This window comes from Pseudoalteromonas sp. 0303, from assembly GCF_013349995.1.
In the GTDB taxonomy this organism is placed as follows: Bacteria; Pseudomonadota; Gammaproteobacteria; order Enterobacterales; family Alteromonadaceae; genus Pseudoalteromonas.
In genome coordinates this window covers 1-12,289 of sequence record NZ_JABVXF010000063.1, presented here as the reverse complement: position 1 = coordinate 12,289, position 12,289 = coordinate 1, and the positions used below count along the sequence as shown (strand labels likewise).

Genomic DNA, 12,289 nt, shown 5'->3' with positions numbered 1-12,289 from the left:
AGAAAAAAGAAAATGGCAGGGCTAGACGATGATTATCGCTCAACCCTGTTAGAATCTGGGATTAAAATGCGCTAGCCGTGATGGCACAGTGATCCCTGCTAATACAGAACTTGACCGAGATTATACTTTTCTAACTATTGAGCAAGCGAATGCGGTAACAGCAAATGCTGTGAGAGAATGGTCAGATGTAGAGACATCTACATTTGAGATGTCAGTACAAGGCACTATTTTTGAGAAAACAGGCATTGCGGATGTAACCGCTGATAATGTTGACCAAATTTATGGTGTTGAGAACGGTTATGGCTTTTGGGTTAATTACGATACAGATGGTGGCATTTTAGAAAACTATTTTGGTGTGCCTCGCAACTCGGTATTGGGTATTGCATTCCCTGAATGGGCTGATGAAGAAACCGGTGAGATTATTGAAGCGACAGCTTTAATGAACGGCTGGTATGTTGATATTAATGATACCGATGGCACGCAAGTTGGTGGGGTATTCACCCATGAGTTTGGCCATGCGATCAATATGTCTCACTCGCAAGCAAATGGCCATTTAGTGTATATGTCGGCAAGCTATAGCCCACAATACGATGGTGTACCGGGCTGTGCTGGGGTTACAGAGTTTACTAGTTCAAGTATGCTTGACTTTTCTGCCATTGAAACAATGTTCCCGTTTATTAATGTTCGTTCAACAGCAGGCTCTAACCAGCATACGATTAATGTAAAAGACGATATTGTTAATATTTCTGACCTCTATCCTAGCGAGGAATACAAAGCAAAGTTCGGTAGTATTCAAGGAAAGCTTTTTACAAAAGAAGGCGTTGAGTATTCTGGTATTAATTTAATTGCACGAAATCTTGATAACCCTTATGAAGATGTGATCAGTCAACAGTCTGGTAATATGACTCAAGGCCGTATTGGCCCAGATGGCTCATTCACTATTAATGGCTTAACGCCAGGTGCTCGATATGCTCTTTATACTCAAGAGATCAATGCAGGTGGCTACCCAACTCAACAAACGAATATTTTATCTGAATCTGAATATTGGAATGACAGCGAAAGCGCGAACCCTGGCGTTGATAATGCCTGTGCAATGACCGAAATTGTTGTTTCAGCGGGTGAAACTAAACAGGTCGAAATGTTCTTTAATGGCTATCAAGATGGTATTCAGTATACGCCACTGATTTCAGCGTTTGTAATGGATCACGCCAAAAACGGTAAAAAGGCACTTGGAACAACCTCTTCGGGTATCCCTTTCTTATACGATAGTGCCACTAAATCATTTGATACTTTAGTAAGCCCTGATGGCTACGCTTTGTTAAGCTCTACAAGCACTGCAATGAATAAAACAGCGACTAAAGCAGCCATTACTGCACACTTTAATGACAACGGTATTATGCAAGGTGGTGTATGGGACATTAATTCTGGCCATGTATCAATGCTTGAAGATTTAACAGGCAATAGTTGCGCTTTATCGAGTCAACAAGGTGATAGCTCAAATAGCATCTGGGATATGGATGATGCAGGTAAACGAGTGGTTGGCACAACACGCTTCCCATACGATGGTTCAAATCGCTGTGCTGAAGGCGAAGCTGCACGCTCACTCGGTATACCAACTGTATGGGATGTCAAAACTGGCAAAGCTAAGTTATTGCCAGGTACTAAAATGGTTGATCGCTCATATGGCAGCGGTAAAGAAATCGCTATTATGAATGGCGATGAGCAAATTCGTCGTACGGCATGGGCGCGAGCAGATCGTATCTCTGGTAATGGCGAAACCATTACAGGTTCAACGAATGGCTTTACGCAAATTGCTTGGGTGAATGGCGAGCTTGTTGATACCTACACGGAGTTTGGTGCAATCGACAACTCAGTTATTTCTGAAAATGGTCGTTATGTCGCCTTTGGCGCCATCGAAAACCGTCGCCCTGCTGGCGTAAAAGTATGGGATACAGTAACCAATACAACTCAAAAAATTGGTAGCTTACGTTGGTGTGACAACATTCCTGCGATAAGTTTCTGGACCAACTATTGCGACCTAGGCTACAGCCATGAAGAATTAGTTGAACTAGGATTTGGCTTACCTTCAGTGATGGTTCTTGATGCAAATGAGGACTTATCGATGATCACCGGACGCGCTGGTAGCCCTCTATCTGGCGGTTTTGTTGGCGCTATTTATTTAAAAGGTATTGGCTGGATGTCATCAGCAGAGTTCTTTGCTAAGCAAGGTGTTACTGAAGCAAAAGGCTTGCTTACCGATAACATGTTTGGCCTAAGTGCTGATGGTTCTGAGATCATGGCAGGCATTGCTGGCGCAGTGTTATCAATTGAAATCGATGCGAATAAGGCATTTGTATGTGACAACGGCCGCGACCGTGAACTTAGCTTCCCTAAGCAAGTGGTTGATGCGGTGTCGGCAGGTGCTGAATTTGGCCGCTGCGCACATATTAATGACTAATACCATTTTGTGTTAAGCGCTTAAAGGTCCGGCTAGGTGGCTGGGCCTTTATTTCAATATCTTTGTAACAAAGGCCTGCTAATGTATAAAAGTTCATTAATAACAATAATATGGTTATGTATTCTAAGCTTTATTCCTGATCAAGCTAGTGCGCAAACCCATCAAGCTGCAAGCTCAAGCAACAAAGGGTTTAATGTTCCTGAAGAGTTATTGACCACATGGGAGCTAGATGAAGCGGCTTCAATGGAATACGCAAAAAAGTCTGCGCACTGGAATGAACATATCGCTAATTTGATGCCGAAACTAATCGCAACAAATAAACAAATTAAGTACCGCTTTAATCAGGATGAAATGGTCACCATTCAGGCTGCAAAAGAGCACGAGCTTGCCATTAGTTTGCTTAAGCAAACACTGACGTCATATAAATTCAAATTTGAATTCGACGATAAGCCAAAGCAATTGCAAGTGATAAAAGCCGCAGGTGGGCGGATCAATATTCAGGCCGATGGCCTACTTGGTTATCAGTTCTTATTGTGGAAAAAACGCCGAGAACGCTTAACTGGCGTATAAAAATATCAATGTTAAGGGCTTTGCTGTTAACATTAGCAAATCCAAACCAATTACCCTGGATAGTTAATTGAGTTTGATCTAAAAAGGTGGCCATAGGATTGGTCACCTTTTTTCTTTTTCTAGGCTCACAGCTGGTTTGCTGAGTTTTCATCAATCATGATCTAGATCAATAAAATTACTGGGCAGGTTATTATACTGCCGCGCTTCATTATCGTATTAATTCATGCAACCGACTTGTACTCGGTTCGATGTGTGGAGCTTTCATGTCGTCACCTATTTTGACCCCTCGTCCTTTTACGCCTGAGTTGTTATCACCTGCGGGTAGTTTAAAGAATATGCGTTATGCCTTTGCCTATGGTGCAGATGCCGTATACGCTGGCCAACCTCGTTATAGCCTTCGTGTTCGTAACAATGAGTTTGACCTAGATAATCTGCAAGTTGGTATCAACGAAGCGCATGCGCAAAATAAAAAGTTGTATGTGGTGTCGAACATTGCTCCTCATAATGCCAAGGTTAAATCGTACTTACGCGATATTGAGCCTGTCATTGAGATGCAGCCAGATGCACTGATCATGTCAGATCCTGGGCTTATTATGTTAGTGCGTGAAAAATGGCCAGATATGCCAATTCACTTATCTGTGCAGGCCAATGCGGTGAACTATGCCACAGTGAACTTTTGGGCTCAGCAGGGTATTGAACGAGTCATTTTATCGCGCGAATTATCGCTTGAAGAAATTGCTGAAATTCGTGAACTATGCCCTAATACAGAACTTGAAGTGTTTGTTCACGGTGCACTTTGCATGGCGTATTCTGGCCGTTGCTTGTTATCGGGTTATATTAATAAACGCGATCCAAACCAAGGTACGTGCACTAATGCATGTCGCTGGAACTACGATGTGAAACCAGGCACCGAAAATGAAACCGGCGAAATGGTACATAAAATTGACCCTAAAGCGGTGATCCCAACCCTAGGTGATGGTGCACCAAGTAACGAAGTATTCATGCTTGAAGAGCAAGGGCGCCCAGGTGAGTACATGCCTGCTTTTGAAGACGAGCATGGCACTTACATAATGAACTCAAAAGATTTACGTGCCGTTCAATATGTTGATCAACTAACGAAAATGGGCGTGCATAGTTTAAAAATTGAAGGCCGTACCAAGTCTTTCTACTATGTTGCTCGTACTGCACAAGTGTACCGTAAAGCCATTGATGATGCCGTTGCTGGTCGTCCATTTGACGCAAACTTATTTAAAACTCTCGAGAACTTAGCGCATCGTGGTTATACAGAAGGGTTTTTAAAACGCCACGCACATCAAGACTATCAAAACTATGAGTACGGTCATTCGATGTCAGATAAACAGCAGTTTGTGGGTGAAGTATTAGGTCGCAAAGATAATGGCTTAGTTGAAATTGATGTGAAAAATAAGTTCTGTACTGGTCATTCACTTGAGCTTATGACACCAAAAGGCAACATCAACTTTAAGTTGGACTTTATGGAAAACAAAAAAGGCGAAGCCGTTAGCGATGCAAAAGGCTCAGGTCATATTGTTAAAATTCCTCTGCCAGAAGACATCGATTTAGATCACGCAATTTTGATGCGTAATCTAGATGCCGACCAAGATACCCGTAATCCATTCAAAAAAGCTTAATAGAAGATGCGCTAAGTCATACTTAGCGCATTGTTCTCATCTTTTTTTGGTATTTCACTATCGTTACTAGTTATTTTTACTATCCTTTTTTCTAAGGATATTAATTAAACATAATCAAAAACTATAGTGAAATACGTTATTCATCCATCACATCAAAAAGAGCTTTTACACACTGTACCTTATGTTGCGGTAGGGGTATTGCTGCTGGCTTTTGTTTTGCTACTTGAACGATTAGGTCTTATTGCTGCTATTCCTTTTTATGTAGCAATGCATACGAGCGTCGAATTGTTCTCAGTTGTGATCTCGTTTTTAATTTTTGCAATTGGTTGGAACACGTGGCATTTCACCAATAACTACAAACTGTTACTGCTCTCTTGTGCCATGTTGTGCGTTGCCATTTTTGATTCATTGCACTTTTTAGCTTATGACAGCATGCATGAAGGCAATGCAGACATGAACTTGGTATTAAGTTTTTGGCTCATTGCTCGGCTGTTTAATGGGGTTGCCTTTTTAATTATTGCAGCGGGGATTTGGGTTAAATATAAACCGTTAAATGCGCGCGCCTTACTTACCTCTTTACTGCTTTTTAGTTTGTTTATTGCAAGCTCTCTTTTTTATTTTCCAGGTTCACTGCCAGAAATCTACATAGAAGGAGTCGGTGGTAGCCATATTAAGTTTTTAATTGAGTTACTCGTTTTAGCGCTTTACGGTGCTGCTGTTTTGATGTTTGCGACACAACTTCGTAAGCCCAGAACAAATTTAAACATTGCAGGAAAAACATTAGTTTGCCTGTTAGCTATTTTAAGTGAGGCCTGTTTTGTGGTGTTTAATGATGCGTCGCACACCACCAACACCCTTAATTTTTTTGGGCATGTGTATAAAGGGCTCACCTACTTTTTACTGTATAAAATCCTTTTTGTTGAAACCGTCACTAAACCGTATGCAGCACTAGATAACTCCTCTAATCAGTTAAAAGCAACACTTACCGCACTGCCAGACTCGGTTTTTGAGCTAGAAAAAGACGGTACTTTTCGCGAAGTCTTCAGTGATAACTCCGATAGCCATGTCTTTACTAAAGCGATGGTTGGGCAAAATATTAGTAGCATGTTTGAAAAATCAGATGCGCAAGATTTTATGCGCACACTTATGGAGGCAAAAAAATCAGCTGTCTGTTTGGTCAATACCTTACCCATTAGCGTAAATGGCTGGGTTATTCATTTTGAATTTTCGATTACCTTGTTCGAGCACGATAATGATGGACCAACGTATTTAGTGAACGCCCGCGATGTCTCAGATAAAGTTGGGCGTATGGCGGCACTTGCTCAGCAAAGTAAATTTAATCGGGGTTTATTACAGCTAACCGAAATTTCGTTTCAAGACGATCAAGATGTGTTGTTGAATTATGCAGTTAATCAAGCCCTCGAAATTACCAATTGCGATGGCGCAGCTTTGTTTATTTGTAACGAACAAAAGCAACATGATTATCGAGCCGAGAAAGGTAATGTTTTTGATGTGTGCACTGAAAAGTTACAAGGCAAAATTGCGGCTGGGCAAGCTGTCATTGTTAACCGAAAACATGCAAAAGAATACGGGTTACCTGGCGACTCTAACTCATTGTTAGTGGTGCCCGTGATACGCCATAGTCAGTGCCATATGGCCATTATTTTACAGCATCAAACTAAAGTGTTTAGTGTGCAAGATAAAAACATGCTAACGGTTTGGGCCGAGTCAGTGTGGCAATGGTTTCATAAAATTACTCTTAACAAACGCATGCACATATTGTCTCAAGCGGTTGAGCAAAATCCACACCCCATTATGTTTACCAATACAGATGCAAAAATTGAGTATATGAATCGTGCTTACCTTGATATGTGTCAGTACGAGTATGATGAACTAATAGGTCAGAGCCCGCATAAAATCAGTGCCGGTCAAACTGAACCAGCTGTTTATCAAACAATGTGGGAGCACTTAAAAAATCGAAAAGCCTGGGTGGGTGCTTTGGTTAACATGACCAAGCACGGTAAAGTGATTGTTGAGCAGACTACCATTTACCCATTGAAGGATCAGCAAGGGAAGGTGAGTAACTACATTTCGTTTCAGCATGATGTGACCAAAGAAGTCGAAAGTGAAACCCTTATACATCAACTTTCTTATTTTGATCAGCTAACGGGGCTTGCAAACCAGGACAAGTTGCAGATGGAGTTTGAGCAAACCATTAAGCTTCAGGCTGATGCAAAGGCAGCCTTTATTTTAATTGGTTTAGACAACTTTAAAATTCTCAATAAAGCATTGGGTATGGCAAGTTGCAACCTAGTGTTACAAAGCTTGAGTGCGCGAATTTGTAACTTTATGGGTGAGGATATTATGGTTGCACGGCTGCAAGGCGACCGCTTTGCATTTATTACGTCTTATACCTCCACCGGCGCTATAAATAAGAGCAGCCACGATTTATTAAAAGTGATCAGTGAGCCACTGACGATTAATGATGAACTCATTGTTGTTACAGCATCGGTCGGGGTTTCCCTGTTTCCGATGGATGGCAAAGAATTTGAGCCGCTATTGCAGATGGCCGAGTCAGCGATGTTTGAGGTTAAAAGGCAGGGTAGAAACAATGCGTTATTCTACGCCGAAGAAATGAATAAATCTGGGCTTAGGCAATTACAAATCATCAATGCCCTTAATTATGCCCTTGAAAATAATGAGCTTTATTTAGTTTTTCAACCACAAATAGATATTGCATCAGGCGCTGTGGTGGCTGTTGAAGTATTAATACGCTGGCACAGCGAAACATTAGGCAATGTATCACCTGCTGAGTTTATTCCTATTGCTGAAAGCAGTGGCCGCATTAGTGAAATTGATGACTGGGTATTCGAAAATACCGTTAAAACAATTCGCCAGTGGCAAGACGACAACATGCCAGCAATGACCTTTGCAATAAATCTATCGGCAACGAAGTTTGTCAAAAAACAGCTACTTGGCGATTTAATCTCTGTATTACAAACTTACTCTATTGAGCCTGAATGTATTGAACTTGAATTAACGGAAACCATTGCTATTGGTAATCCTAAATTTGCATTAAACACGATTACAAAACTGCGTGAAGCAGGGTTTAAAATGTCGATTGATGACTTTGGTACAGGCTATTCGTCAATGAATTACTTAAAAGACTTTGCTCTCGATAAGCTAAAAATCGATAAATCATTTATTGATGATTTAGAAAACCCCAGCGATGCTGATAAAGCAATTGTTAAAGCCATGATTGATTTAGCCAGTGCGTTAAATATGGAGTCAATTGCTGAAGGCGTTGAAAGTGAGCAGCAGCTGAACATACTGAAAGAGCTTGAGTGTTCTCAAGTACAAGGCTATTACTTCAGTAAGCCCCTGCCAATTACAGTGTTGTATGAGTTTGTGGAGTCACCAAGTTTTTCAAGGTAAGCCTACTTTTTAAATTGACTGGCAAGGTCTGCAAGCGACACTTCAGCAAAACGTTTTAATAACAGTGCTTCTGCATCATCCATTGCGTTTTGCAGGGCGCTGTTAACTGCATGTTCGATAGGGCAGTTGCTGTGCTCATCGGTTAGACCAATGACAAACAGGTTCTTTTCGTCAAGTGCTTGGTGAATATCAAATAAGGTGATGTCTGTTAAGGGAGTGGCCAGTAGCCAGCCGCCATTGTGGCCTTTTATTGCCGATACATAACCCGCTTGACGCAGTAACGCCATAGTACGGCGCACGACCACAGGGTTGGTCATTAACATGTTTGCTAATGTGTCTGATGTAACAGGGTGGCTGTAACTGTTTAAATGGATCAGCACATGTAAAGCCCGTGATAGTCGGCTGTCTTTTCTCATCTCAAATCGTCAATATGCGTTTTTTGCAGTGTATCACGAACTGCTTAATATTGACCGTTTGAATTACCAAGCTAATGCTCACTAAGCCAATGCCAAACCAGCCAATATGCTGAAATTGCTCATTTAAAATCACAATAGCTAGTACGGTGGCGATAATAGGCTCAAGTAAAGTGATGAGCACGGCTTGGCTAGCCGCTATGGTTTTTAAGCCAATACTAAATAGCCAATAACCGAAAAACATCGGCACTATGGCCATGTAAAGCGCCACGCTGGTATTGGTAACTGTGGCAAAAAGCGCATCTCCAGTGAACAATAACGAAGGCAAGAGTACACATGCAGCGCCGCCAAATAGGCTTGCCATAGTCGCTCTTGAATGAACGCCGTTGCTAATTAAACGTTTGGCAACCCATGAATAGCCCGCATAGGTAAGCCCTGCAATTAAGCCAAGTAAAATGCCGATGTTTTGGCTAAACAACCCCTTAGCAGCAAGATTATGTTCTTTACCTAACGCAATTAAGCCAATGCCAATAGCACCAAAGCAAAAGCTGACTAGCCAGCGAGTTGCAATGGGCTTTTTCTCAATTGAGTATTCCAATAAGACGGTAAATAAAGGGGCGCTGGCAATCGAAACAACGGTGCCTATTGCCACACCAGCGCTATTCATCGAGGTATAAAATGCCAGCGGATAAATAGCCACACAGGCTGAGCCTAGTAGGGTTAGAGGGTAATGCTTACGCAGTGTACTTGCATTGTTTATTAGCTGAGTTAGTGAGGTTATGCAAAGTAATACCCCGCCAAACCCCATCGCAAACGCACCTATTGCAAAAGGGCTAATGTCTGGTGCAAAGCTTGCGGCTGTGCCTGTTGTGCCCCAAAACACACTGGCAACTAAAACGGCAATGGTCGCGATGGTGTGGTTCATTGATGATTCGCTTTAAATTTAAGATATCAAAAGCATAATCAAAATTGATGTGCAGTTTTTGACAAAAAGGACGGTTTTGTTGGCGTTAAAAACTAAAGTTACTTTTTGAATTTACTCGGTGATAAGCCAAAGTACTTTGAAAAACTGCGGCTAAAAGATGAAAGCTCATTGTAACCAACTAACTCACTAATGCGTTGCAACGGGTAGTCGGTATGACTTAGCAAGGCTTGGGCTTTTTCCATTCGCTGTTTGGTTACATAGTTCATGACAGTCAATCCTGTTTGTTGCTTAAACAGCAGCTTAAATTGCGTTGGGCTTAAACAGGCAATGCTGGCAAGGTGTTTGATTTGAAGAGGAGTACCTAAGTGACTGTCAATATAAAGCAGGGCCTCGCTAATACGGCTGTCGACCTTAGGCTGCATAATTTGCTCAGCTAACAGCAAATTGAAGGTGTTAAACATAGCAAGTTCTAATTCACGATTAACCGCTTGCTCAAGTTGCTTTGCCACAAACTGCAAAAATGCCCAAAGTGATAGATTAATAGCAAACACGCAGCGCTCAGCAGTGGCCAGGTTATCTGGTAGCTTTGGCATATCGGCCACCACAAATCGGGCTTCTGGCATTGCGGTAAACAGGTGTGATTGCGAGGCTTTGACAACCACGCATTCACCGGGGGCAACTTTACCTTGAAAATCACCCACACTAATAGCAATCACACCTTTTAAGGGCAGTACTAGTTGATGATAGTCATGGCTATGACTAACAGGCTTAGTACTGTATGAGCGGATAGATAGATTGCCTTGCATCATTTTGTGATAACCGTTTGCTGAATAACGCTATTATGCCTGTTTGCGAGGGATGATCAATTTTAGGCCATTAACGGGGTTAGCACATGCTCGTAGGCAATCATTAGCGCGACATAAACCAACAAAACAGCCATCAATTTATTAAACACATTAAAAACACCCGTCCGTGATACTTGTTTGCCAAGCACCAAGCCCGCTAACGAGTAACTTGTAGGAGCACCAAAGGCAAGAATGGCTAAAATAAGTGACCAAAATACGATTGCAGCGCCGGTAATATCTGCACTTGGGAACTGAATCGTAGCAATTGGCAAAGTGGCCACCAAGGCTTTTGGATTTAATAGCTGCATGAATAGGCCATCGAAAAAGCTAAGTGAGGCATCTGCTGATGCATCATTTACCTGTACTTTTGCTTTTGCGACCTGCCAAGCAATATACAAAATATAGCCGCAACCAATTAAGCTCACATAAGGCAAAAACTGCGGGTTGATCACTTGTAAGACAAGGTAGCCAAGCAGCACAAATAAGATAAACATCGCGCTACCCACGCCAATATAGCGAAGCAGGCAACCTAAAAACTTGAACAAAATTGCTGATATTGAATGGGAGAGATTTATTTTTGCCTAATTAACAGCGAATAACGGCAAATAGCTGCGATGTTTTTATTTTTTTCAGTTACCTAGATAAACTAATACTCAGACTTTTCTTATTTTTTAATTCAGCGTGAATGTTTTTATCCCTAACTGAGGTCTTTTAAACAAGCAGTAGAGAGGGGTTTAAATGAATTTACGTACATCAAATAATTTAGTGGTTGCACTTATCACCATCAGTTTTTCGTTATTGGGTTTGTCTTTTATCTTGGGAGCAAACCCCAATGCCATTGGCAGTATTTTTTCGTTCTATAAATTAGACGCTCAGTTGCCAGCTCACATCATGAGTATGATCGCAGGCTTTGCATTTTGCTTTGTTGGCGTTACCAGCCTTCATTCACATTTAGGGTTTATTAATAGGGCGCTTCCTACCGTGACAGCTCTTGTCATTGCACTTGTCTGCTTACTTACATTGTTTGGCGCTAATCGTTGGCTTGCAAGTGAAGGGGGCTTTCCTGTAATTGGGTCGGGGCAGGGGATCATTAAGTATTTTGCTGTTATTCCGCTGTTTTTATTTGTGTTTTACAAAGATGCTTTGAGTGATAAAGCGCATATTGCTTTAAATTATGCATCGGTGGCATTAGTGCTGGTTTGGATTGGCGCCATGAAGTTTTTTGCTTTTGAAGCGAAGGGGATTGTAACACTTGTCGAAACATCGCCGTTTATGTCGTGGTTATATCAGGTTTTTAGTGTGCAGGGTGCATCGAATGTAATTGGTGTATTTGATATTGTCAGTGTGCTGTTGCTTTGTGTTGGCTTGTTGATTAAAAACAATAAGTTAATAGTATTGGCAGGGCTTGCCTGTTGCGCTGTTTTTATCATGACGCAAACATTTTTAATTACCGCACCGAATGCGCTTAGCAGTTCGACGGTTTTAGCAGGACTTGGTCAATTTGTGATTAAAGATCTGTGGTTTATTGCAAACTTAGTGATTATTTATCACCTAGCTGTAATCAATAATACAGCCAACGAAACAGTCGCATAAAATAAAAAAGGCCTCAGAAGAGGCCTTTTAAATGAGCACTAAACAACTACAACGGCTTTTTGCTTTTGAACTTTAGAAAACTCAAGCGCATCGTTGAGATTGTTAAATTCAAAGTCTGTAGGTTCTTCAACATTTAAAGTACCCGACGCAATGTCATTAAGGAGCTTTTCGCCATCACTTACAAGACGTTGCCATTGCTGTGTATCACCATAATTGTGTAATGCACCAAGGGCAATTTCATGATAAGAAATAGTGCGTGTGAATGGCTCATCGACTGGGGTTTCAATACGCCCTAAAATACTGATCACATGACCATTTGCTTGTAGGAGATGTATGGACTCCTCCCCCAAATGGGGTGAGTACGGTATAAAGAGATTGGACAATTACTTTTACCAATAAGG

Annotated in this window: 10 protein-coding genes; 5 read left to right on the top strand and 5 right to left on the bottom strand. The window is 41.5% G+C overall.

The features are described from left to right. Nucleotides 1-88 precede the first annotated feature (88 nt). The 4 genes from HUS62_RS21490 to HUS62_RS21475 all read left to right on the top strand — a co-directional run bounded on the left by HUS62_RS21490 (nt 89) and on the right by HUS62_RS21475 (nt 8,112). On the top strand, nt 89-2,458 hold the full coding sequence (locus HUS62_RS21490) for a hypothetical protein (RefSeq protein ID WP_175081096.1): 2,370 nt from the start codon (nt 89-91) through the stop codon (nt 2,456-2,458). Nucleotides 2,459-2,539: 81 nt separating this feature from the next. Then, complete coding sequence (locus HUS62_RS21485) at nt 2,540-3,028, top strand: hypothetical protein (RefSeq protein WP_175081095.1); 489 nt, start codon at nt 2,540-2,542, stop codon at nt 3,026-3,028. Between the two features lie 263 nt (nt 3,029-3,291). Next, nucleotides 3,292-4,677, top strand: coding sequence for a tRNA 5-hydroxyuridine modification protein YegQ (gene yegQ / locus HUS62_RS21480; RefSeq protein WP_175081094.1), 1,386 nt, complete (start codon nt 3,292-3,294; stop codon nt 4,675-4,677). A gap of 126 nt (nt 4,678-4,803) precedes the next feature. Continuing rightward, nucleotides 4,804-8,112, top strand: a complete 3,309-nt coding sequence (locus HUS62_RS21475) for an EAL domain-containing protein (protein ID WP_175081093.1) — start codon at nt 4,804-4,806, stop codon at nt 8,110-8,112. A 2-nt stretch (nt 8,113-8,114) separates the two neighbouring features. On the opposite strand, the gene HUS62_RS21470 is transcribed toward HUS62_RS21475, so the two are convergent. The 4 genes from HUS62_RS21470 to HUS62_RS21455 all read right to left on the bottom strand — a co-directional run bounded on the left by HUS62_RS21470 (nt 8,115) and on the right by HUS62_RS21455 (nt 10,801). Next, a complete protein-coding gene (locus HUS62_RS21470) occupies nt 8,115-8,528 on the bottom strand; it encodes an Rrf2 family transcriptional regulator (RefSeq protein WP_175081092.1) in 414 nt (137 codons plus the stop codon). Nucleotide 8,529: 1 nt separating this feature from the next. Beyond that, nucleotides 8,530-9,450 carry a DMT family transporter gene (locus HUS62_RS21465; RefSeq protein ID WP_175081091.1) on the bottom strand — a complete coding sequence of 307 codons (921 nt, stop codon included), beginning with the start codon at nt 9,448-9,450 and terminating at the stop codon, nt 8,530-8,532. A gap of 98 nt (nt 9,451-9,548) precedes the next feature. Next, complete coding sequence (locus HUS62_RS21460; protein ID WP_306464835.1) at nt 9,549-10,259, bottom strand: AraC family transcriptional regulator; 711 nt, start codon at nt 10,257-10,259, stop codon at nt 9,549-9,551. A 59-nt stretch (nt 10,260-10,318) separates the two neighbouring features. Further along, nucleotides 10,319-10,801, bottom strand: a complete 483-nt coding sequence (locus tag HUS62_RS21455) for a LysE family translocator (protein ID WP_282658504.1) — start codon at nt 10,799-10,801, stop codon at nt 10,319-10,321. A 232-nt stretch (nt 10,802-11,033) separates the two neighbouring features. Between HUS62_RS21455 and HUS62_RS21450 the strand changes: the two genes are divergently transcribed. After that, the gene (locus tag HUS62_RS21450) at nt 11,034-11,888 is read left to right on the top strand and encodes a DUF417 family protein (protein WP_175081089.1); all 855 of its coding nucleotides are present in this window, start codon (nt 11,034-11,036) and stop codon (nt 11,886-11,888) included. A gap of 38 nt (nt 11,889-11,926) precedes the next feature. Here the strand turns inward: HUS62_RS21450 and HUS62_RS21445 are convergent, their stop codons facing one another. After that, a complete protein-coding gene (locus tag HUS62_RS21445) occupies nt 11,927-12,196 on the bottom strand; it encodes a hypothetical protein (protein WP_258536831.1) in 270 nt (89 codons plus the stop codon). Nucleotides 12,197-12,289: the final 93 nt, after the last annotated feature.

Excerpts from the sequence above, each read along its gene's own strand:
- HUS62_RS21485 (WP_175081095.1), top strand. The coding sequence starts at position 2,540 with ATGTATAAAAGTTCATTAATAACAATAATATGGTTATGTATTCTAAGC.
- yegQ (WP_175081094.1), top strand. The coding sequence starts at position 3,292 with ATGTCGTCACCTATTTTGACCCCTCGTCCTTTTACGCCTGAGTTGTTA.
- HUS62_RS21470 (WP_175081092.1), bottom strand. The coding sequence starts at position 8,528 with ATGAGAAAAGACAGCCGACTATCACGGGCTTTACATGTGCTGATCCAT.
- HUS62_RS21465 (WP_175081091.1), bottom strand. The coding sequence starts at position 9,450 with ATGAACCACACCATCGCGACCATTGCCGTTTTAGTTGCCAGTGTGTTT.
- HUS62_RS21460 (WP_306464835.1), bottom strand. The coding sequence starts at position 10,259 with ATGATGCAAGGCAATCTATCTATCCGCTCATACAGTACTAAGCCTGTT.
- HUS62_RS21450 (WP_175081089.1), top strand. The coding sequence starts at position 11,034 with ATGAATTTACGTACATCAAATAATTTAGTGGTTGCACTTATCACCATC.